The organism is Streptomyces sp. NPDC050674 (genome assembly GCF_040654575.1).
Lineage (GTDB): Bacteria > Actinomycetota > Actinomycetes > Streptomycetales > Streptomycetaceae > Streptomyces.
Genome location: NZ_JBFAIG010000019.1, coordinates 112,944 through 137,001 on the forward strand (window position 1 = coordinate 112,944; position 24,058 = coordinate 137,001).

20 protein-coding genes and 1 pseudogene are annotated in these 24,058 nt (G+C 72.2%); 7 read left to right on the plus strand and 14 right to left on the minus strand.

Features of this window, described 5'->3' with window-relative positions; translation table 11 throughout:
• Nucleotides 1–87: 87 nt before the first annotated feature.
• The 4 genes from araD to AB0I06_RS28015 form a co-directional block, all read right to left on the minus strand.
• Nucleotides 88–1,818: an L-arabinonate dehydratase gene (gene araD / locus AB0I06_RS28000; protein WP_363121604.1), complete on the minus strand. Its 1,731-nt coding sequence runs from the start codon at nt 1,816–1,818 to the stop codon at nt 88–90.
• Entirely contained in the window at nt 1,815–2,726 is a 912-nt protein-coding gene (locus AB0I06_RS28005) for a dihydrodipicolinate synthase family protein (protein ID WP_363121605.1), read from the minus strand. The genes araD and AB0I06_RS28005 overlap by 4 nt, the downstream gene beginning before the upstream one ends.
• A complete protein-coding gene (locus AB0I06_RS28010) occupies nt 2,723–3,382 on the minus strand; it encodes a GntR family transcriptional regulator (protein ID WP_363121606.1) in 660 nt (219 codons plus the stop codon). The genes AB0I06_RS28005 and AB0I06_RS28010 overlap by 4 nt, the downstream gene beginning before the upstream one ends.
• Nucleotides 3,383–3,663: 281 nt before the next feature.
• Nucleotides 3,664–4,272, minus strand: coding sequence for a TIGR03086 family metal-binding protein (locus tag AB0I06_RS28015; protein WP_363121607.1), 609 nt, complete (start codon nt 4,270–4,272; stop codon nt 3,664–3,666).
• 131 nt (nt 4,273–4,403) lie between these two features.
• On the opposite strand from AB0I06_RS28015, the pseudogene AB0I06_RS28020 reads away from it, so the two are divergent.
• Nucleotides 4,404–5,634, plus strand: a pseudogene (locus AB0I06_RS28020) (MFS transporter).
• Here AB0I06_RS28020 and AB0I06_RS28025 read toward each other — a convergent pair.
• From AB0I06_RS28025 to AB0I06_RS28070, 10 genes are all read right to left on the minus strand, one after another.
• Nucleotides 5,612–6,937 (minus strand): MFS transporter, encoded by a 1,326-nt coding sequence (locus AB0I06_RS28025; protein ID WP_363121608.1) that lies wholly within the window; start codon nt 6,935–6,937, stop codon nt 5,612–5,614. The pseudogene AB0I06_RS28020 and the gene AB0I06_RS28025 overlap by 23 nt on opposite strands.
• Nucleotides 6,934–8,412, minus strand: coding sequence for an FAD-dependent oxidoreductase (locus tag AB0I06_RS28030; RefSeq protein ID WP_363121609.1), 1,479 nt, complete (start codon nt 8,410–8,412; stop codon nt 6,934–6,936). The genes AB0I06_RS28025 and AB0I06_RS28030 overlap by 4 nt, the downstream gene beginning before the upstream one ends.
• Nucleotides 8,413–8,482: 70 nt before the next feature.
• Nucleotides 8,483–9,904: a TldD/PmbA family protein gene (locus AB0I06_RS28035; protein WP_363121610.1), complete on the minus strand. Its 1,422-nt coding sequence runs from the start codon at nt 9,902–9,904 to the stop codon at nt 8,483–8,485.
• On the minus strand, nt 9,867–11,372 hold the full coding sequence (locus AB0I06_RS28040; protein ID WP_363121611.1) for a hypothetical protein: 1,506 nt from the start codon (nt 11,370–11,372) through the stop codon (nt 9,867–9,869). Before AB0I06_RS28040 ends, AB0I06_RS28035 begins: the two co-directional genes overlap by 38 nt.
• Nucleotides 11,363–12,469: a ThiF family adenylyltransferase gene (locus AB0I06_RS28045; RefSeq protein ID WP_363121612.1), complete on the minus strand. Its 1,107-nt coding sequence runs from the start codon at nt 12,467–12,469 to the stop codon at nt 11,363–11,365. Before AB0I06_RS28045 ends, AB0I06_RS28040 begins: the two co-directional genes overlap by 10 nt.
• The gene (locus AB0I06_RS28050) at nt 12,466–13,824 is read right to left on the minus strand and encodes an ABC transporter substrate-binding protein (RefSeq protein WP_363121613.1); all 1,359 of its coding nucleotides are present in this window, start codon (nt 13,822–13,824) and stop codon (nt 12,466–12,468) included. The genes AB0I06_RS28045 and AB0I06_RS28050 overlap by 4 nt, the downstream gene beginning before the upstream one ends.
• Nucleotides 13,814–14,803, minus strand: a complete 990-nt coding sequence (locus AB0I06_RS28055; RefSeq protein ID WP_363121614.1) for a cupin-like domain-containing protein — start codon at nt 14,801–14,803, stop codon at nt 13,814–13,816. The genes AB0I06_RS28050 and AB0I06_RS28055 overlap by 11 nt, the downstream gene beginning before the upstream one ends.
• A gap of 98 nt (nt 14,804–14,901) precedes the next feature.
• On the minus strand, nt 14,902–15,060 hold the full coding sequence (locus tag AB0I06_RS28060; RefSeq protein WP_351627773.1) for a hypothetical protein: 159 nt from the start codon (nt 15,058–15,060) through the stop codon (nt 14,902–14,904).
• Nucleotides 15,061–15,582: 522 nt separating this feature from the next.
• On the minus strand, nt 15,583–16,752 hold the full coding sequence (locus AB0I06_RS28065) for a hypothetical protein (protein WP_363121615.1): 1,170 nt from the start codon (nt 16,750–16,752) through the stop codon (nt 15,583–15,585).
• Nucleotides 16,749–17,708, minus strand: coding sequence for a 5-dehydro-4-deoxyglucarate dehydratase (locus tag AB0I06_RS28070; RefSeq protein WP_363121658.1), 960 nt, complete (start codon nt 17,706–17,708; stop codon nt 16,749–16,751). Before AB0I06_RS28070 ends, AB0I06_RS28065 begins: the two co-directional genes overlap by 4 nt.
• Nucleotides 17,709–17,914: 206 nt before the next feature.
• Here AB0I06_RS28070 and AB0I06_RS28075 point away from each other — a divergent pair, with 206 nt between their 5' ends.
• The 6 genes from AB0I06_RS28075 (at nt 17,915) to AB0I06_RS28100 (ending at nt 24,003) form a co-directional block, all read left to right on the plus strand.
• The gene (locus tag AB0I06_RS28075) at nt 17,915–18,724 is read left to right on the plus strand and encodes an NAD(P)-dependent oxidoreductase (RefSeq protein ID WP_363121616.1); all 810 of its coding nucleotides are present in this window, start codon (nt 17,915–17,917) and stop codon (nt 18,722–18,724) included.
• 314 nt (nt 18,725–19,038) lie between these two features.
• Nucleotides 19,039–19,806, plus strand: a complete 768-nt coding sequence (locus tag AB0I06_RS28080) for a DeoR/GlpR family DNA-binding transcription regulator (RefSeq protein WP_363121617.1) — start codon at nt 19,039–19,041, stop codon at nt 19,804–19,806.
• Nucleotides 19,807–19,884: 78 nt separating this feature from the next.
• Nucleotides 19,885–21,258, plus strand: a complete 1,374-nt coding sequence (locus AB0I06_RS28085; protein WP_363121618.1) for a sugar ABC transporter substrate-binding protein — start codon at nt 19,885–19,887, stop codon at nt 21,256–21,258.
• Entirely contained in the window at nt 21,255–22,196 is a 942-nt protein-coding gene (locus AB0I06_RS28090) for a sugar ABC transporter permease (protein WP_363121619.1), read from the plus strand. The genes AB0I06_RS28085 and AB0I06_RS28090 overlap by 4 nt, the downstream gene beginning before the upstream one ends.
• Nucleotides 22,193–23,017 carry a carbohydrate ABC transporter permease gene (locus tag AB0I06_RS28095; protein ID WP_363121620.1) on the plus strand — a complete coding sequence of 275 codons (825 nt, stop codon included), beginning with the start codon at nt 22,193–22,195 and terminating at the stop codon, nt 23,015–23,017. The genes AB0I06_RS28090 and AB0I06_RS28095 overlap by 4 nt, the downstream gene beginning before the upstream one ends.
• Nucleotides 23,014–24,003, plus strand: a complete 990-nt coding sequence (locus AB0I06_RS28100) for a zinc-dependent alcohol dehydrogenase family protein (RefSeq protein WP_363121621.1) — start codon at nt 23,014–23,016, stop codon at nt 24,001–24,003. The genes AB0I06_RS28095 and AB0I06_RS28100 overlap by 4 nt, the downstream gene beginning before the upstream one ends.
• Nucleotides 24,004–24,058 lie beyond the last annotated feature (55 nt).

Consider the following 24,058-nt stretch of genomic DNA (forward strand, 5'->3'; position numbering starts at 1 on the left):
TGCGCGGGAAGCGCTTTCTCCCCGGGCAGGGTCGTGCCGGGTCGTGCTGCGGAGCGAAGGCGGTGCGGTGGGGCGTGGGGCGTGCTGTCAGCTCGCGTACGGGTCCTGCACCGAGCCGGGCCGGGCCAGGAACTCGAAGTCGCAGCCGGTGTCGGCCTGCGTGATCTGCTCGTTGTAGAGCGCGCCGTAGCCGCGCTCGTAGCGGGTGGGCGGCGGGGTCCACTGAGCCCTGCGCCGCTCCAGTTCCGCGTCGTCGACGTGGAGGTGGAGGGTGCGCGCCTCGACGTCGAGGGTGATGCCGTCGCCGGTCCGTACGAGGGCGAGCGGTCCGCCGACGTACGACTCGGGCGCGACGTGCAGCACGCACGCGCCGTAACTCGTGCCGCTCATGCGGGCGTCGGAGATCCGGACCATGTCCCGTACGCCCTGCTTGAGCAGGCGGTCGGGGATCGGCAGCATGCCGTACTCGGGCATGCCCGGTCCGCCCTTGGGCCCGGCGCCGCGCAGCACCAGCACGCTGTCGGCGCTGATGTCCAGCCCGGGGTCGTCGATCGTGCGCTGCATGCTCTTGTAGTCGTCGAAGACGACGGCGGGGCCGGTGTGCTTGAGAAGGTGCGGCTCGGCGGCGATGTGCTTGATGACCGCGCCGTCCGGGCAGAGGTTGCCGCGCAGGACGGCCACCCCGCCCTCGGCGGCCACCGGGTTCTCGCGGGTGCGGATCACGTCGTCGTTGTGGACGACGGCGCCCGCGAGCTGCTCCCGCAGCGTGCCGTTGACGGTCGGCCGGTCCAGGTGCAGCAGGTCGGTGATGCGGGAGAGGAACGCGGGCAGGCCACCGGCGAAGTGGAAGTCCTCCATGAGGTAGGTCCGGCCGCCGGGCCGGACATTGGCGAGGACCGGCACCGTGCGGGCGATGCGGTCGAAGTCGTCGAGGGTGAGCTCGACCCGGCAGCGCCCCGCCATCGCGATCAGGTGGATGACGGCGTTGGTGGAGCCGCCGAGTCCGAGCACCGTGGTGACGGCGTCCTCGAAGGCCTCGCGGGTGAGGATCCGGGACGGCCGGAGCGCGGTCCAGGCGAGCTCCACGGCACGGCGCCCGGAGGCGGCGGCCATCCGCTCGTGCCCGGAGTCGACGGCCGGGATCGAGGAGGCGCCCGGCAGCGTCATGCCGAGGGCCTCCGCCGCCGCGGTCATGGTCGACGCGGTCCCCATGGTCATGCAGTGACCGGGGGAACGCGCCAGTCCGCCCTGGAGTTCTCGCAGTTCGCAGTCGGTCAGGTTGCCCGCGCGGTGCTCGTCCCAGTACTTCCACATGTCCGTGCCGGAGCCGAGGGTCTCACCGCGCCAGTGGCCCGGCAGCATCGGCCCCGCGGGCACGAAGAGCGCCGGCACGTCGGCCGAGGCCGCGCCCATGAGCAGCGCGGGCGTCGACTTGTCGCAGCCGCCGAGCAGCACCGCCGCGTCGACCGGGTACGACCGCAGCAGCTCCTCCGTCTCCATGGACAGGAGGTTGCGGTAGAGCATCGGGGTCGGCTTCTGGTACGTCTCGGAGAGCGTGGCGACCGGGAACTCCAGCGGGAAGCCGCCGGCCTGCCAGACCCCCCGCTTGACCGCCTCGGCCCGCTCGCGCAGATGCACGTGGCAGGGGTTGATGTCGGACCAGGTGTTCAGGACGGCGATCACCGGGCGGCCCCGGTACTCCTCCGCCTCGTAACCGAGCTGACGCATCCGGGCGTTGTGCGACCAGGTGCGCAGCCGGCCCTCGACGCCGTACCACTGGTGGCTCCTGAGCTCCTCGGGGGCGAGCCGGCCGGTCATATCGACCACCCCGCGGCGATCGCGGCGACCTCGGCCCGCTGCTCCTCCCGGAGGGTCCGGCTCGGCGGACGGACCTCGCGGCGGCACAGCCCGAGGGAGGCGAGGGCCTCCTTGACGACGGTGACGTTGTCGGCGGAACCGCCTGCGGCGCGCAGCTCCTCGAAGCGGCGGATCTGCTCCCAGACCTTCATCGCGGCCGGGTAGTCGCCGGAACGCAGCGCCTCGATCATGTTCAGGGAGACCGCCGGGGCGACGTTCACCAGCCCCGAGGTGAAGCCGGTGGCGCCCGCGGAGAAGTAGGAGGGGGCGTACGGCTCGGCGAGCCCCGCGACCCACACGAACCGTTCGAGGCCGGCGTCCCTGGCGAACGCGGCGAACCTGGCCGCGTCCGGGACGGCGTACTTCACGCCGATGACGTTCGGGCAGCTGTCGGCGAGTTCGGCGAGCCGGGCCCCGGTGAGCTGCGCGTTGCGGATGTACGGCACGACGCCCAGCTCGGGCACGGCCTCGGCGACGGCGCGGTGGTAGTCGACCCAGCCGGCCTGGGAGACGTACGGGTGGACGGGCTGGTGGACCATCACCATCTGCGCGCCGAGCTCCCGGGCGTGCCGGGCGGAGGCGACGGCGGTCGGGATGTCGTGTCCCACGCCGACCAGGATCACGGCCCGCTCCCCGGCCTCGTCGATCGTCAGTTCCGTGACCAGACGGCGCTCTTGGGGGGTCAGGGCGTAGAACTCGCCGGTGTTGCCGTTGGGGGTGAGGGTGGTGATGCCGCCGTCGAGCAGGCGGCGCAGCAGGGCCCGGTGGGTGTCCTCGGCGACGGAGCCGTCCTCGGCGAACGGGGTCACCGGGATCGCCACCACGTCGGCCAAGGCCGCCCGCTGGGTCTCGAACGCCACACTGCTCATTCCTGACCTTCCTGTTCCAGTCCTGCCTCGGGAAAGGCGCGCCGCACGAAGGACGCGATGTGGGCGTGCAGGGCACGGGCCGCGCCGTCGGCGTCGCCGTCGAGGGCGAGCCGCAGGATCTCCCGGTGCTCACCGGCCTCCCGCTCCCAGGACGGCGAGGCGGCCCAGGCGACGGCGGAGACGAGGGCGGCCTGGTCGCGGACCTCGTCGAGCATCCGGCCGAGCAGCGGGTTGCCGCACGGCAGGTACAGGGAGCGGTGGAACTCCCGGTTGGCGAGGGAGCGTTCGGCGGTGTCGGTGGCGACGTCGGCGCGGGTCAGCGCGTCACGGGCGGCGTCCAGGGACGCCCCGCGCTGCACGGCCCGGCGCAGCGCCTCGGGCTCCAGCAGCAGCCGTACGTCGTAGACCTCGCGCGCCATGTCCGCGTCCACCAGGCGCACGGTGACGCCCTTGTACTGGCTCATCACGACCAGCCCGGTGCCGGCGAGGGTCTTGAGCGCCTCGCGCACCGGGGTCTTGGACACCCCGAACTGCGCGGCGAGCTCGGTCTCGACCAGCGCCTGTCCGGGGGTCAACTGCCCGGTGAGGATGCGGTGTTTGATCCCTTCCAGCACGTACTGCGTGCGGGAGGGGATCGGCGTGGGCACAGAGGTCATGCGCGCCTCTCGGATCTCGCGTCCCGGGGGATCGCGTATCGGATCTCGCGTATCGCGTCTCATATATGACGTACGAAGTACGACGCGATGACGGTAGGAGGGCGCGCGGGGTTCGTCAATGCTTTCGACAGAGGAGGGTGAAATCGCTTTCTACGAAGTGCCTTCTGGGGTGTTGCGTTCGGAGGTGCCGCGTTCTGGCGTGGTGCGTCCCGGCTTGGTGCGTCCCGGCTTGGTGCTCCCCGGCTTGGTGCTCCTGTTCGGTGCTCCCTGCTCGGTGGGTCCTAGAGGGCGCGCGTCCAGCCCGGATCCCGCCCGCTCAGCCCGATCGCGCGGTCGAGCAGGGAGGCGTCCGCGTCGACGGCGACCACGGGGCCGAAGATGGCTCCGCGCTGGGGGTCGTCGACGGACGCGGCGAGGAAGTCGTGGCAGGCCCGGAGCGCGGCCGGGTCCGGGTCATAGGCCTGGCCGGTCGCGCGGGCCACATCCCATCCGTGCACGACCAGTTCGTCGACGGCGACGAGGCCCGCGACCTCGCCGGGCAGGTCGACGCCCCCCGCCCTGGTCATACCGGTCCAGGCGGCCGGGTCGCGCCAGGCTTCGCCCAGGTCGGCGAGGACCTCGGGCAGCTCCTCGCGCCAGCCGGGCGCGAGGTCGGGGAGCGCGGAGTCCGGGCTGGTGTCGGTCGTGGCGCCGAGGTCCTTGCGGGCGGCGTCCCGGAAGGCGGCGGCCAGCCCCGCCAGGTGGCCGAGGAGATGACGCACCTCGTACTTGGGGCAGGGCGTCGGATCGGCGAGCTGCGCGTCGGCGACGCCGGCGACGAGCCGCGCCAGGGCCTGCGTCTGGGGCCGGAGGTCGAGGGGCGCACCGGCCGTCTTGGTGGGGTCCGTCATGGGGCTGCTCCTTGGAGTGTCGTCTCGGGAGGTAGACCGACACCGGCCCCGGAACTCATCGCCCGCCCGGGCCCGGACCGAGGAACCTGCCCGATCCGCCGCCCGGGGCCTTAGCCGCACGATGACCGGGCATGACGACCAAGACGACCCAGCCCCTGTCGCGCGTCCTGCGCGACCGCGACTGCGGGCTCTGCCTCTCCGGCGTGGTGGTGTCCGGCTTCGGCACCTCGGCGCTGTGGCTGGCGTCCGGCGTGTGGGTGAAGGACCTGACCGGCTCGGACGGACTGGCCGCGCTGTGCGTGCTCGCCCTGTGGCTGCCGGCCCTGGCCGGACCGCTGCTGGGCACGCTCGCCGACCGGGTGCGCCGCAAGCCCCTGCTGATCGGCGTGAACCTGCTCCTGGCCACGCTGCTGCTCGTCCTCGTGAGCGTGGACACCCCGGGCGACCTGTGGCTGCTGTACGCGGTGCTGGTCGTGTACGGCGTGGCGGGCGTCGTCCACGACGCGGCCGAGTCGGCGCTCGTGGCCGGCGCGGTCGACCCGTCCCTGCTGGGCGACTTCAACGGCCTGCGCACGACCGCCGCCGAGGGCATGAAGCTCCTGGCCCCCCTGGCGGGCGCGGGCCTGTACGCGGCGTACGGCGGCGCCGGTGTCGTGGTCCTGGACGCGGTCACGTTCGTGCTGGCCACGGGCCTGTACGCGGCGCTGCGTGTACGGGAGGACACGCCCGGGCCGCCCACCGGAACCGGTCGCCGGCGGACCGTCGAGGGCGTCCGGCACCTGTGGGCGCACCCCGTGCTGCGTCCCCTGGTCCTGGCGGGCGGCGCGACCATGCTGTGCGCCGGTGTGAACGGGGCGATGGTGTACGCCGTCGTCGAGGACATCGGGCACTCCCCCGCGTACGCCGGTGTGCTGTACGCCGTGCAGGGCGCCGGTTCCGTCGCGGTCGGCCTGCTCTCCGGCGCCGCCCTGCGCCGCCTGGGCGCACGGCGCTGCGTCCGGCATCGCCCTGCTGGCCGTCGCGGTGGCCCTGCGGGCGGTGCCGTCGGATGCGGTGGCGCTGGTGTGCGGCGCGGCGATCGGCATGGGGCTGCCCGCGGTGCTGATCGCCGCGCTGACGTCCGTGCAGCGCGAGACGCCGGGCGCGCTGCTGGGCCGTGTCACGGCCACCGCGCACACCCTGGTGTACGCGCCGAACGTGGTCGGACTGGCCGCCGGGGCGGCCCTGGTCACGCCGGTGGGCCACCGGCCGGTGCTGGTGGCCCTGGGCGTCGTCCTGCTGGTGACGGCGGCCGTGCTGCGGTCGCCGTCCGCCGGCGGGTCATCGGCTGCGGCGGGGGTCAGCCCGTCTTCTCGCCCTTGACCCATGTCCCCTTCCGCAGGGCCGGGACGCTCAGCGCGAGGGCCAGCGCGGGGACGAGTGCGTACCAGGCGAGGCCGTGGTTCGGCCCCGCCCGGTCGACCAGCCATCCCAGGGCGAGGTACCCGCAGCCGATCATCAGGGACTCCACGAACGTGATGATGGACAGCAGACTCGCCCGGTACCGGGAGGGGACCCCCTCGTTGAAGACGTTGTCCACGACCACGGCGGTGATGTCCGGGGCGCCGACGGCGAGCAGGAACACGGCGACCGTGAGCCAGGCCAGGCCGAGGCTGGTGAATCCGAGTGCGGCGACGAGCACCAGCAGGGTCAGCGGCACGAGCAGGTGCACGCCCAGCCGTTTGTCCGCCCGGTCCGCCAGCAGCGGGGCGAAGCCGCCGATCAGGTAGCCGGCCGACATCACGACGCTGACCAGTGAGGTGGCGACGCCCTGATGGCTGAGTGTCTCCTGGGTGAAGATGAAGTACGGGGTCGTGGTGGCGTGCATCAGAGCGGACACCACGACCAGCGAGGCCAGCCGGGGGGTCAGCCGGCGGATCACGGCCCCCTTGCCCAGCCGGGCGTCCGGCCGTGCGGACGAAGCGGCGGGGTCCGCGGAGGGCTGTTCCGGCGTGTCGTCCCCCGGCTCGGCGGCTTCATCGAGATCCGCGGCGTCCTGTCCGCGGATCTCGGGGACCCGGGTCAGCAGCACCGCCGCCGCGAGCAGCAGGGCGCCCGCCGAGGCCAGGTAGACGAGTTCCCAGGAGAGCTGCTGAAGGCTGCCTCCCAGCGCGATGGCCAGGGCCATGGTGGTGGCGCCGAACGCGGCGTACCGGGACTTGACCTTCACGTAGTGCGTCTCGGCCCCGCGACGTCTGAGGAGGTCGTAGAGCAGGGCGGTCTCCGCGCCGGAGACGCAGGCCATGCCGATGCCCTGGAGCGCGAAGAGCACGACGAACGCGGCGTACCCCGAGAGCGTCACCTGGCCGATGAGGCAGGCGCCGATCAGCGCCTGCCCGATGACGATGCTCGCCCTGCGGCCCACCCGGTCCGCGATGAACCCGGTCGGTACCTCCGCCAGTGCGCTGACGATGTACAGCAGCGTCTGGAGCACGGCGATCTGGGCGGCGGAGAAACCCTGGTGGACCAGGTAGAGGACGAACACCCCGCGCTGGAAGAGGGAGTTCGCGAGCACCGCGTACAGGTAGAAGGGGCGCGACACGCTCTTCGCCACGCGCAGGGACGACCGGGGGTCGCCCGGCTCCCCGGTGTGGTCCTGCGCGAGCTCGGCCGAATCCGTCGTCAACGCACCGTCTCCAGTCCCGATGAGGCCCCCCGATCGGCGAGCAGCGACTTCACCCGCAGATACGCGTCCCGGTCCGGGCCGTCCTCGCTGAACGCGCCCGCGACCAGGAACGGAACGATATCGGGAGACAGTCCGTCGGACGAGCCGAGATCCTCGTACATGCGGACGGCGCCGGCGGCGAACAGCGCGGGGACCGCGTCGTGCCGCCAGAGCCGGGGCAGGACGAGGGAGGCCTCGAACCCGGTGCACGCTCCCTGGTACGCCGTCTCCCCCGCGCTCTCGGCCGCCGTGAGCACGCTGATGGGGCGGCGTCCGGGGCGGAAGGGGTGGTCGTAGGGCGAGGTGCCGCCGAGTATGCCGTCGGCCATGATGCGGGCGATCAGCGGGCTGTTGTGGAATCCGTCGCGATAGGTGCCGGTCGCGATGTGCAGCCCGTCCAGGGGACCCGGGCCGATCAGGGGGAAGGTGTCGAGGGCGACCGGGCGGTTGCCGACGCGCCACTGCTCGATCTGCGCGAAGGCGAAGTCGTTGTTCAACTGGTCGATGGCGCATTGCAGGAGGAAGTGGCTGAGGCCGGCGGAGGGGCGGGTGCGCGGGGTCGCGAAGACCACGTTGGTCGCACCGACGTAGTCACGTCCACCGGGGAACGGGACGGCGTGCAGTCCGCAGGAACCGGCCCGGTTCACGGTGCGCACGACATGGCCGAACTGCTCGGCGCCGAGCCGCTGGGTGACGGTGGCGATGCCGGTGCCGGAGAAGACGGGCTGTACGTCGTGCGGGCCGAGCACGGTGTCGAGCAGGGGGGTCGTGAACGCTCCGGCGGCCACCATGGTCGTGCCCGCCGAGATCTGTGTGCCGTCCAGCAGGGTCGCGCCGGTCACCCGGTCGCCGTCGCGGGTGAGCGCGGCGACGGGCTGGTCGACGAAGCGCACACCCCGCGCGACCAGGGCCGCCCGCAGTGCCTCGTACACCGCGCCGCTGTCGACCGCGTTCTCCGCGGGGAGGAACAGGGCTCTCAGGGGCCGGGCGGTCGGTGTGGGGTCCAGGCCCGCGATACCGCGCGGGCTGACGAGCTCGTGCGCCTCCCCGTACTTGGCGACCGCGTCCAGCATCGCGTCGAAGTTCTCGGAGTCCAGGTCACCGGAGACGGCGTTCTCGATGACGACGGTGCCGGAAACGGTGTGCGGCCGGTCGTGTCCCGACACCTCGCAGACCAGGTCGAGCCAGCCGGGCCAGAGTGCCAGGGAGTCCCGGCACATCTCGAACTTGGCCCGCGAGGCGTCCGAGGCCAGCGTGTACTTGGTGATCTCGGCGAAGCAGTTGAGCATCGCGCCGGATGCCGGGGTGGCCGCGCCCTCCCGGTCACGCGGCCCGATGACGGTGACCGAGAGGGAGGCGTCCCTGCGCATCAGCTCCAGGGCGGTGGAAAGGGCGAGGACCCCGTTGCCCACGATGGCTGTGTCTGGCGTGGTCATGTGCCTGGTCGTCTCCTCGACTGGGTGGTGCGGTGGGTGGGCGTTCGACGGCCGCAGCCGTGCGGGGTCGTCAGGACGCGGGCCCGGCGGGCTCGATGTCGACGCCGGTCACGAGCAGCGTGGGTCCGCCGTCTCCCACGGGGACCTCCTGGCCGTACTTGACGCAGGCGGCCGGGCTCCCCATGGCGAAGTCGTCGCCGATACCGCGGATCGCGGCCAGCGCGTCCGTGACGTGTCCGGTGACGACGACGTCGGACACCGGCTCTGCGACCACACCGCGCCGGATACGGCGGACGTCCACCGCGCCGAACGCGAACGTGCCGTCCGGGTGCACGCGTCCGCCGCCCAGCCGGGCGACGTGGAAGCCGTGGTCGACGGACGCCGTCAGAGCGGCCGGGTCGTCCGGGCCCGCTGCGACGTACACATTGCTCATGCGCGTCGCAGGCGGGTGCCGGAACGACTGCCTGCGCCGGCGTCCGGCGGCGTCGAGGAAGGCCGTCACCGTGCCGTCCCGGACCAGGTGCTGCGGCCGGGCGGGGGTGCCTTCGTCGTCGTGGGTGAAACCGCCCCAGCCATCGGCCAGCCCCGGGTCGTCGGTCAGGTGCAGCCCGGCCGGGCCGATCCGCTCGCCCTCGCGCCAGGCCACCCCGGCCAGCCGGCCGGCGGCGACGTCGCCCTCCAGCGGGTGCCCGAGGAGTTCGTGGACGAGGACGCCGCTGGCCCCGGCGGCGATGACGAGCGTGACGTTCCGCTCGGCGACGGGCCGGGCGGTCGTCTTGGCCGCGGCGGCGCGGCCCGCGTCCCGCCCGACCCGGACGATGTCGAGACCGGACTCCCAGACGGCGAGGTCGCGGACTCCGGCCTTGCGGTATCCGACCACCGGGCCGCCCGTGCCGTCGGTGACGGCCCGGCAGGACACCAGGTGCCGTCGCTGGGCCGGCTCCAGGTGGGCGAGCCCCGGTCCGAGCCGGAGGAAGGCCCGGTCGGCTCCCGCGTACGAGACGGACACCGAGGCGGTGGCGTGTGCGGCGCGCACAGCCGCCGAGCGGGCGGCGCGCAGCAGCCGCGCCGACGGCGCGGGGGCCGCCCCGGCGCCGTGTGACCGAAGCAGGCCGGTGGCCCGCAGCACCGTGGCGGCCAGGTCGTCGGTGCCGGACCACGTGGCCCCGGCACGGTCGGCGGCGGTGCGCAGCCCGAGCCGGAGCGCTTCGCCGGACAGGCTGTTGAGGCCGACGTACCCCTCGCCGTCACGGTGGCGGACCCGCACGGCGAAGCCGGCCTGCTCGTACGGCTCGCCGGTGACGGTCTCGCCGTCCGGGACGAAATACTCGGCGCCGCGCACCCGCTCGGCGAAGAGGTCGATCCGGACCCCGGCCCTGTCCTCCGTCTCCCTCAGCCGCTCGGCCAGCTCCGCCAGGCCGGGAGGGGCGCCGGGCGCACCGGCACCGCCTCGATCAGCGGTGGGCGGCCGCGAGGGCACCGGTGTGATCATCGCTTCCATGGGCTGCCACGCGCCATCCGTGCTCGGGGGACCATTCACGGACGAAGCCCGCCATCCGGTAGGGGGTCGCCGTTTCCACCATCACTGCCAGGGATTCCGGATCCGCCGCACGCGCCGCGTCGGCGGAGGCCCGGCTCACGAAGGCGAGGTCCTCCTCCCGTACCTCGGCGCCGGCCAGGTCCGCCAGGAAGACGATCTGCCGCCGGGTGGCGAGGTCGAAGGCAGCGGCGGCCGCGGCCCGGATCTCCGCCAGCGCGCCGGCCGGGACGGTGCGCAGCAGGGCGGCGATGGCCTTCGTGGAGTTGGGGTTGATGCCGGGGTCGTGGCGGCGCAGCACGTCGGCGAGGCCGAGCTGTTCCGGGGCCGGTGTCTCGGAGGGGTGCCCGACCCGCCGGTAGCCGGCGCGGAGGTGGAACGGGAAGAGCCGGCCCAGCGCCGACTGCGCGAACAGGATGCGCTGTCGCGGTACGGAGCCCGGTTCCGTCCCCGGCCACATGCGCCCGTTCAGGGAGAGCCCGCGGAAGGCGGGGTGGACGATGACGCGCTCCTGGCACAGTACGGACTCGTTGATCCGGCGCAGCGTGGGCAGGGCCTCGAACTCGTGGGGGAAGGGCCGGCAGAAGACCTTGACGGCGACGAGCAGGCCGCGCACGCGGACGGTGCGCACCTCGGTGACGAGGTTCTCCCAGTCGATCCACCGTTCGTCCTCGGCGCGGTAGTGGTAGTCGGCCAGCCGTTCGTAGTCGGCGCGGTCTCCCGCGCTTTCGGTGAACTCCTCCTCGATCCACCGCTCGACGCGCTCGCCGGGCGTGTGGGCGCCCGTGGTCCTGCCGACCGTGCCGTCGAAGTCGAGGCGGATGTGGTCGTCCGGGCAGAGGAAGTCGTGGAGATCCTCGTGGGCGGTGGCGACCACGGCGTCGATGTCCAGGAAGCGGCAGGCCCGCTGGAAGTTGTGGGCGATGACCTTGGCCGTGGTCCGGTCGAGGTTGGAGCAGAACTCGTCGACCGCGATGAGTCCTCGTCCGCCGTGGGCGAGGCGGGCCAGGGTGAGCCGGTGGAACTGCCCGTCGGACAGGTGCTCGGGCCGGGACATCATCAGGCGGGGTTCGCCGAGGCCGAACCTGCCGAGCCAGGAGACCGTCTCCTCGACGTCGCTGTCGAAGAGGTCGACGACCCGGTCCGTGGGACCGATCGGCGGCAGGTCCGCGACGGTGCGCACCTCGGTGTGGCGGCACAGTTCGCGCAGCAGGCTCGATTTGCCGGTGCCGCTGAATCCGGTGATCAGGGTGATGCCGCGGGGCGCGACGGTGACCGGCTGGAGGGCCACCGTCTCCTCGGCGGTCTCCACGCCGAAGACCTCACGCAGGTGCCATGCCCGCTCGGACAGCGGGCCGTCCTCCCGCCGGTGCCGGACGTGAAGGGTCAGGCCCTGCGCGGGCGGGGAGCTGTTCAACGCCACGTTGTCTCCTCATACGTCGACGAGTTCCCCAGGTCCACGACGAACCGGGCGTTCAGGGAGCGCGTGGGCCGTTCCAGGATCACGCCGTTCAGCCACTCGCCGGCCATCCAGGCCGCGGTGACGGTGTTCACCGGGGCGACCGAGGCGCTCATGATCGGATCGGCGATCGCGCTGCGGGCGACAGCGGCCACGGCTTCCATCTCCTGGGCGAAGGCACGGTGCGCGGCGGTGTCCCGCGGCCTCAGCAGCGGTCCCACGGCGGCCTCGTCGAGCCCCGCCGCCGCGAAGAGCACCGAGCCGCCCCGGTCCCGGGCGAATGCGGCGAGAAGGGCGGCCAGGGTGCCGACCGGCCGGTCCGCGCAGCAGAACAGGGTCCACTCGCCGGGGCCGGACGGCGCGAGGCCGTCGATCGTGTCCCGGTCGACGAAGACCGGCGCGGTGGTGATGTCCGCCTCCGGGTGACGCTCCAGCAGGAAGTCCCGCAGGGCCTGTGCCTTGGGCCGGCCGAGGTCGGCCCGCCGGTAGGTGAACTGCCGGTTGAAGTTGGTCACTTCGACCACGTCGTGATCGACCAGCAGCAGCCTGCGCACCCCCATGGCGCACAGGTGGGTGGCGACGATCGCCCCGGTGCCGCCGCAGCCCACGACGACGGCCTGGTGCCGGCCGATCCGTTCCTGGGCCGCGTCGGGGTCCGTACCGGTGTGCGCGAGCCAGCGGCGCTGTTTGGTGTGCGCGTCGACGGTGTCGGCACGCGGGAGCGGCACGAGCAGGTCGCGGGCGGCGAATGCCGCCAGCAGGGTCTCCTGCCCCGGGGTGAGCGCCGCGCCGGATGCGGGCCAGCGCAGCCCCTCGGTGAGCTGTGCGGCCCACTCGCGCAGCGTGCGGTCCGCCCCTTCGACGCTGAAGCCCCGCTCGCCGATCACCAGCAGCTCCCCGGCGTCTCCGGCGGCGAGGGTCGTGCCCGCGCGCAGCATGACACCGGCGGGGAACCGCAGGCGCAGCGCGGACGGTGTGGTGTGCCGAGGTGAGCGGGCCGGTGTCCGGCCGGTCCCTGGTCCGCCGGCCACCGGCCCGCCGGTCACCGGCTGGTTCGTCATGACCACTCCCAGGGGGCCTTCGGCTGCCGGGCGAGGAAGACGCCCGGGACTTCGGCGAGGGGCACGCAGAGACTGTGGCGGGCGAGGATGCCGTCCAGTTCCGCCACGGCCGCGTCCAGGGAGCCGGGTGTCTGCGGGGCGCTGTCGTAGGCCCGCAGCACGTCCAGATAGCCCGGGAGCGCGTCATGGGTCCGCAGCGCTTCGAGGAAGACCAGGCCCCGGTGGACGCCGAGCGGGTCGGAGCGCAGGCCCCGGAAGAGGTTGAGGCGCAGGTCGGCGGGACGGGAACGGTTCTCGTACCGGTCGGGTACGAGCTCGGCCCTGATGCCCGCGGCCGCCAGCATCCGCGCTGCGGCGCGGGCGAGTTCGCGGTTGGGGTAGTACGTGTCGTAGGCCAGCCGGTAGCGGGCGCGGGCCGGGGTTCGTGAGGGGTGTGCGGGAGCGGTTGCGGTTGCGGTTGCGGTTGCGGTTGCGGTTGCGGTTGCGGTTGCGGGGATCGTGCCTCGCACGGCATCGCGGAACGCCCGGTCGAAGTCCCCTACGGGCAGGAACCCCTGCCGCGGGAGCAGCGGGGCGGGCAGCAGGGCGCCGGTGCCGGGGGCGGTGAGCGCGTCGCGGATGGCGTGGCGGTCCTGCTCGGCCTCCGGTCGCAGCAGTTCGCCCTCGAAGCACAGCGCCACGACGATGCCGGTCCGGCGCACCCGCAGCGACGGGTGACCGTCGAACTCGGCGACCCGGTGCAGTGGGAAGGCGGTGTCGGAGGTGACGTCGAGGCGCCCGGCCGTGAACCCCTCCAGGTTGCGCTCAGGGCTCTTCACCCGGCGCAGCACCACCCGGGAGGGACCGCTGTCGGTGTGCGGGGTCCTGTCGAGGACGATCGTGCGCGGCGCGGTGCGCACGATCCGGTACCGGCCGACTCCGTCGTTCCGCCCCCGGTAGGGGGCGAGTGCCGGCAGTGAGGTCAGCTGAGGGAAGCCGTGGTCGGGTTCCCTCAGCCGCACGTGCAGGTGGTCCCCTCTGCCGCCGACCTGTTCGACGTGGCGCAGCCAGTAGCCGGTGACGGTGGCCGAGGCGGCCGCGCGGTCCAGGGCCCGCACGTAGTCGTCGGCCGTGACCGGGCTTCCGTCGGACCAGTGGGCACCGGGGCGCAGGGCGAAGTCGTGGCGGCGTCCGTCCGCGGAGCTGTCGTAGGACCGGGCTCCCATGGGCTCGGGCCCGTGCGGCCCGGGGGCGACGAGGGGGCGCGTGGTCAGCGCGGCGAGTTGCAGCCCGCTGTGGTCGCACCAGCCGGGCTGGTCCAAGGTGCCCGGCATGGAGTCGAACGCCGTCACGCACGGGGCGGGTTCAGCGCTCACCGCTCGGCGCCTCCGTCGCACCGGTGTCCTTGGTGTCCCAGTCCAGCAGGGCCCGCTCGTATTCGCGCAGTTCGCCGGTGATGCCGCGCACCCATTCCAGCTGCCGGGCGCGGAACTCCGCCTGCGCCAGTTCGTCGTGGCGGCCCGCGCCGTCGGCCCAGGCGCGGACCTGGGCGTTGCGTGCCTGCCTCAGGATGGAGAGCGGCTCGGTCAGGCGCGTCTCGAACTGCGCCAGGAACGAAAGGAGTTTGCGCTCCTCGACGAAGTTGGCGGTGAGCATGAGGTTGCGTTCGGGGTTGCGGACCTCGTGGTACCAGTCACCGGGGATGTAGAGCGTGTCGCCCGCGCGCAGGGTCACCTCGTACAGCGGGTCGGCGGTCTTGCGCAGCACCTCGTCATGGGTGCGCTCGGACCACAGGCTGTCGTCGGCGCGCAGTGCCCGTCCCGCCTCGGGGGTCACCAGCCGCAGTTCCTTGCTGCCGTCGAGGACGGCCAGCCAGGCACTGGTGGAGAAGGTGTCGCGGTGCAGTCCGGTCGAGCAGCCGGGCTCACCGAAGAAGATCCACATTCTTCCGAAGCGGACCTGTTCCGGGAGCCGGTCGATCCAGTCGTCGGAGAAGAGTTCGGGAATGCTGAAGTCGTCGAGGAGCCCGGGGCAGTCGCGAACGAAATTCCATTCGGCCAGATACCGCCGGTCCCGAGCGAGTGAGCCGTCCTCCGGGGTTTTTTCCCAGTACTCCAGGAATTCGGCCAGCCCGTCGCCGGAAACAGTGTACTCGTATTCGGATCCGGCCGGGTACTCGCGCACCGGGACTCGAATTCCGCCGTACTGGCGGCGGAAATGGTCCGCGGTCCAGAGTTTGCGTGCCGGCCATTCGTCCTGGAGGCCGCGGATGACCACCGGCCCGTCGATGTCCTCCAGCGTGGTGACGGCCGAACCGTCCAGCACACGCAGGGGTGTGGGCGTAATGGGTGCCACGCGCGACGCTCCTCGGATAGCTGAACCGGTTACCGGGCGACGTCCGCACATCCGCTGCGGGAAGTGGAACTCCCCGCAGCGGACGCACGGTCCCGAAATCAGCAGCGGCGGGCGAGACCCGCCACCATCGCCGGGCTGCTCAGGTCGGTGATGCGCAGCTCGATGCTCTCCCGCGCGCTCACCCGGTCCTGCTCCTGAACCGGCTTCGGGGTCAGTTCGGCATTCTTGGCGCTTTCGACCTTCCGCGTCTTCTCCATGGGTTCCCCATTTCTCGTCGCACGAATGTCACTGGACGCCGGGTCAGTACCAGACCCCGGTGTGAAGGAACTTAGACGACGACTGGATTCCATGTCTGCGACACCTAATGCCATGGCGACGGAATGGCCGATTCTCCCACTGCCGGTGACCAAAAAAGACGACATGACTCGCCGATCCGGTTGAAGTTGCCACGACCGGGGAAAGATCGCGAGAATGCCCTTTCACCTATCCAGCACCGCGAACGGATGACTCCGTTCGGTGACGTCACCCTTTTTCGTCACGGCGGGTTCGGCCGTGGCGTTGAACGATCCCAACAGGCGGTAAAAAAGGCCCTGTTGCATTTTACGGCCGGTGAACTCCCCGCACAGCAGGGCGTGTTGACGGCCTGGACACCACCTGGACCGCGATGAACTGGAGCCGAGCGGGCGGCACGGAACGAGCGGGCCCGGTGCAGGACGAACGGCGTGTCACGCCCACGCACCGGCCGGACCGCCCGGCCCGGCCGTTGCGGAGCCCGGCCGTCAGGCCTTCAGGGTGCGCAGCGCCTGTGCCGCGACCGTCAGGTCCTCGTCGGACGCCAGCCCGGCGTGGTAGAGCCGCAGTTCGGTGGCGCCGAGCTCCCGTGCCCGGGTCGCGTCGGCGGCGAGGGTGCCGGGGCTGCCGCCCATCCCGGCGACGACGGTGAAGTTGGCCGCGATGACGGCGTCCCGGCGGTCCTGCCGTGCGAACGGCGTCAGCGTGCCGGTGCCGCCCGCGCAGGGCACGACCACACCGTCCGCGACGGACAGGATGTGCGCCGGGTCGACTCCGGGGTTGGCGCCGACGTGGTAGGAGACCGGGTCGGCGTGCAGCAGCACCTGGAAGCCCTCCGGTGCCGCCGCCCGGACCGCGGCGACGGCCCGCTCCTGGAGGGTGCGGGCGGTTTCGTCGCGGTAGGCGCGCGTGGTGTGCGCGAGGGTCTCGCCGAGGAGTTTCTCGATGCCGGGCCAGCCCCCGTCGGAGGGGGCTCCCTGCCACACCGGCTCCAGCGCGGCCCGTACGGCGACCGCCAGCTCGTCGGCGTCCAGGCCGTGCCGCCCGTAGCCGTCCCGGCAGGACCGGCAGAAGCACAGCGCCATCAGGTACTGCCCGGCGTCCCCGAGGCCGACGCCGCCGGTCTTGTCGTGGGCGTGCAGATGCTGGAGGCCGTACCAGCCGAGGGACTCCAGCTCGGTGCCGCGCGCCCCGGGCCTGACGGCCGCCTCGGCCGCCAGGTCGGTCAGGTACGTGCGCGTGGCGGGCTGCGCGATACACGGCGCCCAGGGGTAGCGGTCGCCGTAGGCGTTGACGACGGAGGTGTCCGGGTGCTCGGCGCCGAGGCGGGAGTTGTGCGCCAGGACGACCCAGGTGTGCACCTCGAGACCGGCCTCGCCGAGCGCGCCGGCGGCCTCGCCGAAGGCGTCGCCGGGGGCCCAGGCACCGGCCGCGTAGGGGCGCAGCTCGCGGCCGGCCCAGCGGTCGTCCGCCGGGTACAGCACGGCGGCGTGTTCGGCGGTGACGACGCGGTGCCGGGGGTGGCGGGGCGTGAGGGCGCGCGTGGAGTGGTAGGCGGCGGCGAGTGTCACCTGTTCCACGCCGAGCGCCGCGATCCGCTCGGGTGCCCGGGGGTCCCCGTTGACGTCCCAGGGGTAGACGAATGCCGATGCCTTCACTTGGCCTCCTCCAGCAGCGCGTAGCCCCGCTCGATCACTTCGGCGAGCTGCTTGACATGATCCCCGGCCGGCTCGTGCAGCGGGGGCCGCACCTCCCCGACGTCGAGGCCGCGCAGCCTCACCCCGGCCTTGACCAGCGCGACGGCGTACCCGCGGCCCTGCGCGCGCAGGTCGACGAACGGGCGGTAGAAGCCGTCCAGCAGTTTGCCGGCGGTGGCGTCGTCGCCGGTCCGCAGGGCCTCGTGGAAGGCGAGGGCGATCTCCGGCGCGAAGCAGAACACGGCGGACGAGTAGAGCGTGACGCCGAGGGCGCGGTAGGCGAGCTGGGTCTGCTCGGCGGTCGGCAGGCCGTTGAAGTAGAGGAAGTCACCCGCGGCCTCGGTGCGGACGGCGCTGATGACGCGCTGCATGAGGTCGAGGTCGCCGAGCCCGTCCTTCAGGCCGATGATGCCTTCCGTGCGGGCCAGTGCGACGACCGTCTCCGGGGTGAACACGGCGTTGTCACGCTGGTAGACGATGACCGGCAGCGCCGTCGCGGCGGCCACCTCCCGGTAGTGCCGCAGCAGCCCCCCCTGCCCGGCGACGACGAGGTACGGGGGCATGGCCAGCAGGCCGTCCGCCCCGGCGGCCTCGGCGAGGCGGGCGTAGCGCATGGCGAGCGCGGTGCCGTAGCCGGCGCCCGCGACGACCGGCACGCGCCCTTCCGTCGCCTCGACGGCGGCCCGTACGCAGGCCTCGAACTCCTCGGGCGTCAGCGCGTGGAACTCGCCGGTGCCGCAGCAGGCGAACACGGCGGCGGCTCCGGCCTCCACGCCGCGGCGGACGTGGGTGCGGTAGGTGTCGAGGTCGACGAAGCCGTCGGGTCCGTAGGCGGTGACCGGGAAGAACAGCGGCCCGCTGGGGACGGTGAGTCGAGCGGCGAGAGGGGCTGACGTCACAAGCTCTCCCGGTTCCATATTCATGATTGGCGTCTATATTTCTGAACAGTTCCACGCTAAGGCGCCGCCTCGGGGCCGGTCAAGCGCGCCCACCCGCGACGCACCTGCGGATTCACCTATTACGCGCCCCACTTGACGGGGTCCGCCCCTGATCCATAGCGTGTCCACATTCATGAATGCCGTGCGCTCATGTGCACGCAGTCGGCGATCAAGGAGACCCCGGGATGTCCGCTCCCCGCACCGTCCTGCTCACCGGCGCCGCCGGCGGCCTCGGCACCCTGATGCGGGACCTGCTCCCCGACTACGGCTACGACCTGCGCCTGATGGACCTGCGCCCCATCGAGGGCGCGCCCGAGGCGATCACCGCCGACCTCGCCGACCGGGACGCCGTGCGGGAGGCGGTCCGGGGCGTCGACGCGATCATCCACCTCGCGGGCATCTCCCTGGAAGCCTCTTTCGAGAAGATCCTCAAGGCGAACATCGAGGGCACCTACCACCTGTACGAGGCCGCCCGCGAGGAGGGCGTGAGCCGGATCGTCTTCGCCTCCTCCAACCACGCCGTCGGCTACACCCCGCGCCCCCGGGGCGACGACCCCCTCATCCCGGTCGACACCCCGCGCCGCCCGGACACCTTCTACGGCCTGTCCAAGTGCTTCGGCGAGGACCTCGCGCAGCTCTACTGGGACAAGTACGGCCTGGAGACGGTCTCGGTGCGCATCGGCTCCTGCTTCCCCGAGCCGACCAGCGTGCGCATGCTCTCGGTGTGGATGAGCCCCGCCGACGGCGCCCGCCTCTTCCACGCGGCGCTGACCGCCGAGCGGGTCGGCCACACCGTCGTCCACGGCTCCTCCGCCAACACCCGGCTGTGGTGGGACCTCACCAGCGCCCGGGCGCTCGGCTACGAGCCGCAGGACGACTCCGAGCCGTTCGCCGAGAAGCTCATCGCCGAGCAGGGCGAGCTCCAGGAGGGCAACGAGGCCCACGCCTACCTGGGCGGCCAGTTCGTGACGGACCCGCCGATCTGGCCGTACTGAACGGACACAGTCGTCACCAGAGCGGGCGGGCAGCGAACGGGCCCGCCCGCTCGGGCATCCGGGCACGGCCCGGAAGCAGTCGGTCCGCGCCGCCAGGGGCGCGGACAACCACGCGACCAGGCACGACGCACCCACAGACGGTCACGGCCACCCCGTACCGCTCCGCGTCTGCGCACGACCGAACGGGCACACCCGGGCAGGATCACGCCCGCGACAGACCTGGCCACCGCGGAACGCCCCCTGTAGAACTTCCCCCAAGGCCGGATGGAGGACCCGAACGGGCAGTGCGGCAGGAAGGAAGGCGGGTGACGGCCATGACCAGGACCGGGGAGGAACGTCGGCGCGAGATCGTGCTGGCCGCACGGCGTGACGGCTCGGTCGACGTCACCGCCCTCGCCGCCGAGCTGAACGTGGCCAAGGAGACCGTCCGGCGGGATCTGCGCCTCCTGGAGGACCACGGCCTGCTCCGCCGCACCCACGGCGGCGCCTACCCCGTGGAGAGCGCCGGCTTCGAGACGACACTCGCCTTCCGGGCCACCAGTCACGTCCCCGAGAAGCGCCGGATCGCGTCCGCGGCGGCCGAACTGCTCGGCGACGCCGAGACCGTCTTCGTCGACGAGGGCTACACCCCCCAACTCATCGCCGAGGCACTCCCCCGGGACCGGCCGCTGACCGTGGTCACCGCGTCCCTGCCGGTCGCGGGCGCCCTCGCCGAGGCCGAGCACATCAGCGTGCTGCTGCTCGGCGGCCGGGTGCGGCGCGGCACCCTCGCCACCGTCGACCACTGGACGACGAAGATGCTGGCCGGCTTCGTCGTCGACCTGGCGTACATCGGCGCCAACGGCATCTCCCGGGAACACGGCCTCACCACCCCCGACCCGGCCGTCGGCGAGGTCAAGGCCCAGGCGATCCGGGCCGCCCGGCGCGTGGTCTTCGCGGGCGTGCACACCAAGTTCGGAGCCGTCAGCTTCTGCCGCTTCGCCGAGGTCGGCGTGCTGGAGACGATCGTGACCAGCACCCTGCTGCCGGCCTCCGAGGCCCACCGCCACTCCCTCCTCGGACCGCAGGTCATCCGCGTCTGAGCACACCCGGCTCCCCTTCCCAGGGCACCCCTGTGCCCTGCTGCGCCCCTTGTCTCCCCATACCTCCAGGAGCGATCCATGCGAACCCAGAGCCGACGACGGCCACCGCGAGCCCCGCTCGCCCTGGCCGCCGCAGGGACGCTGCTCGCCCCGCTGCTCTCCGGCTGCTGGGCCGGCGCGGGCGGGGCCGGATCCGGCGGCGACGCCATCAACGTCCTGATGGTCAACAACCCGCAGATGGTCCAGCTGCGCAAACTGACCCGCGCCCACTTCACCGAGGAGACGGGCATCGAGGTCAACTTCACGGTCCTGCCCGAGAACGACGTCCGCGACAAGATCAGCCAGGACTTCGCCAACCAGGCCGGCCAGTACGACGTCGCCACGCTGTCCAACTACGAGATACCGATCTACGCCCGCAACGGCTGGCTGCGCGAGATGAACGGCTACCTCGCCGAGGACCCGGCCTACGACGAGCGGGACGTCCTGAAGCCGATGCGCCAGTCCCTCACCGCGGACGACGGCAAGCTCTACGGCCAGCCCTTCTACGGCGAGTCGTCGTTCCTGATGTACCGCAAGGACGTGTTCGACAAGAAGGGCCTGACGATGCCCGCGCACCCCACCTGGCAGCAGGTGGCGGACCTCGCGGCGAAGGCGGACGGCGCCGAACCCGGTATGAAGGGCATCTGCCTGCGCGGCCTGCCCGGCTGGGGCGAGGTGATGGCCCCGCTCACCACGGTCGTCAACACCTTCGGCGGCACCTGGTTCGACAAGGACTGGAAGGCACGGCTCGACTCCCCCGCCTTCGAAAAGGCGACGAAGTTCTATGTCGACCTGGTACGTCGGCACGGCGAATCCGGCGCCGCCCAGGCCGGCTTCGCCGAGTGCCTCAACAACATGACCCAGGGCAAGGTCGCCATGTGGTACGACGCCACCTCCGCGGCCGGATCCCTGGAGGCGGCGAACTCCCCGGTCAAGGGCAAGGTGGGCTACGCCCCCGCGCCCGTCGAGAAGACCGAGTCCTCCGGCTGGCTCTACACCTGGGCCTGGGGCATCCAGAAGGCCTCCCGCAACCCGGACAACGCCTGGAAGTTCGTCTCCTGGGCGTCCGGCAAGGGCTACGAGGAACTGGTCGGCGACCAGGTCGGCTGGTCGAACGTCCCGGCCGGCAAACGGGCGTCGACCTACGCCAACGCCGACTACCGCAAGGAGGCCGGGGCCTTCCAGGAGATGACCAGGCAGGCCATCGAACAGGCCCGCCCGACCGATCCCGGCGTGCAGCCGCGGCCCGCGCCCGGCATCCAGTTCGTCGGCATCCCCGAGTTCACCGACCTCGGCACCAAGGTCTCCCAGGAGATCAGCGCGGCCATCGCCGGACGCCAGTCCGTCGAATCGGCCCTGAAGAAGTCCCAGGCGCTCGCCGAGAAGATCTCCGAGGAGTACGAGGGACGATGACCGCCACGACGACGGCCCCCCTGGCCGAGCCCGACACCCGCGCCCCGCTCCGGCGCCCCTCCGCCCGGCTGCGCGCCTGGGCCACCCGGGCCCCGCTGCTGCCCGCCCTGATCTTCATGATCGTCGTCACCCAGCTGCCCTTCGTGGCCACGCTGGTGATCTCGTTCTTCGACTGGAACTCCCTGTATCCCGACGCCCGTCGTTTCACCGGCGTCGACAACTACCAGGAGGTCCTCACCGACCCGGACCTGCGCCACTCGGTGTGGACGACCGTGCTGCTGACGGTGGCGGTGGTGCTGGCCGGTCTGGTGCTGGGACTGGCCCTCGCCCTGCTGCTGGACCGGAGGTTCCGGGGCCGGGGCATCGTGCGCACCCTGCTGATCGCGCCCTTCCTGGTGGTGCCGGTCGCGGCCGCCCTGCTCTGGAAACATGTGCTCTACAACCCTGAATACGGTTTGTTGAATGGGCTGTTGCACTATGTGGGCGGCCCACAGCCCGACTGGATCTCCACCACCCCGCTGCTCGCCGTCGAGGCGGCGCTGATCTGGCAGTGGACCCCGTTCATGATGCTGATCCTGCTCGCCGGGCTGCAGAGCCGCGACCACGAGCAGATCGAGGCGGCCCGGGTCGACGGCGCGAGCGACTGGCAGATCTTCGTCCATCTGACGCTCCCGCACCTGCGCCGCTACCTCGAACTGGGCGCCCTGCTGGGCTCGATCCACATCGTGCAGAACTTCGACGCGGTCTTCACGATCACGTCCGGCGGCCTGGGCACCGCCAACCTCCCCTACACCGTCTACCAGAGCTTCTACCAGGCCCACGAGAACGGCCTCGCCTCGGCCGCGGGCGTGCTGGTGGTCATCGGTTCCCTCGTCATCGCGACCTTCGCTCTGCGCGTGGTGTCGTCCCTGTTCCGCGAGGAGGTGTCCCGCGCATGAACCTCGTACGCCGCAACGGCACGGGCCTGCTGGCCTGGCTGGCCGGGATCGTGTTCTTCCTGCCCATCGCGTGGATGGCGCTGACGTCCTTCCACTCGGAGACGGACGCGGCGACCAACCCGCCGTCCTTCGCGGCCTCCTTGACCCTGGACGGCTACCGCGAGTTCTTCGGCGCGGGCGGCGGCGCGAGCCCCTGGCCGGCCCTGATCAACTCCACCGTCGCGTCCGTGGCGTCGACCCTGCTGGTCCTGCTGCTGGCCTTCCCGGCGGCCTACGCCCTGTCGATCAACCGCGTCCGCAAGTGGACGGACGTGCTGTTCTTCTTCCTGTCCACGAAGATGCTGCCGGCCGTGGCGGGACTGCTGCAGATCTACCTGTTCGCCAAGAACGCCGGCCTGCTCGACAACATCTGGCTGCTGGTCGTCCTCTACACCTCCATGAACCTGCCGATCGCGGTGTGGATGATGCAGTCGTTCCTCGCCGAGATCCCGGTCGCGGTGATCGAGGCGGCGCGGGTGGACGGGGCGCGACTCCCCACCGTCCTCGCGCGCGTGGTCGCCCCGATCTCCCTCCCCGGTATCGCCGCCACCGCCCTGATCTGCTTCATCTTCAGCTGGAACGAGCTGCTGTTCGCCCGGGTGCTCACGGGTGTGGTCGCCGAGACCGCCCCCGTCTTCCTGACCGGCTTCATCACCAGCCAGGGCCTGTTCCTGGCGAAGGTGTGCGCCGCGTCGCTCGTCATCTCCCTGCCGGTGCTCGCCGCGGGGTTCGCCGCCCAGGACAAGCTGGTCCAGGGCCTGTCGTTGGGAGCAGTGAAATGAAGGCCGCCGTCATCGAGTCCGTGGGCAGGGCCGTCGTCACCGAGGTCCCGGACCCGACGCCGGGGCCGCGCGAGGTCGTCGTGGAGGTCGCCGCCTGCGGGCTGTGCGGCACGGATCTGCACATCCTGCAGGGCGAGTTCGCCCCGAAGCTGCCGATCGTGCCCGGGCACGAGTTCGCGGGCGAGGTGGCCGGAGTCGGCTCCCAGGTCACCGAGGTGGCGGTGGGCGACCGGGTCGCCGTCGACCCGTCCCTGTACTGCCACGAGTGCCGCTACTGCCGTACCGGCCACAACAACCTCTGCGAACGCTGGGCGGCGATCGGCGTGACGACGGCCGGCGGGGCCGCGCAGTACGCCCTCGCCCCGGTGGCGAACTGCGTGAAGCTCCCCGAGCACGTCCGCACCGAGGACGCGGCCCTCGTGGAGCCGCTGTCCTGCGCGGTGCGCGGCTACGACGTCCTGCGGTCCCGCCTCGGCGCGCACGTGCTGATCTACGGCTCCGGCACCATGGGCCTGATGATGCTGGAGCTGGCCAAGCGCACCGGCGCGGCGAGCGTGGACGTCGTCGACGTGAACCCGGCCCGCCTGGAGACCGCCCGCGGTCTCGGCGTCTCGGCGTCGGCGGCGAACCCCGACGAACTGGACCGTCCGCAGGGCTGGGACCTGGTCATCGACGCCACCGGCAACGCGGCGGCGATCCAGGACGGCCTGGACCGGGTGGCGAAGGCGGGCACGTTCCTACAGTTCGGCGTGGCCGACTACGCGACCCTCGTGACGATCGACCCGTACCGCGTCTACAACCAGGAGATCACCATCACCGGCTCGATGGCGGTGCTGCACAGCTTCGAGCGCGCGGCGGAGCTGTTCGCGAACGGGGTCCTCGACCCGGAGGTCTTCATCAGCGACCGCGTCCCGCTGGAGCGCTACCCGCAGGCGCTGGAGCAGTTCGCGGCGGGAGTCGGCAGGAAGATCGTGGTCGTGCCGTAGGGCGGGGCCGGTGCGGGCGGGGCGCGGGGAAATCCGGTGGGCGCCCGCTCCCCCG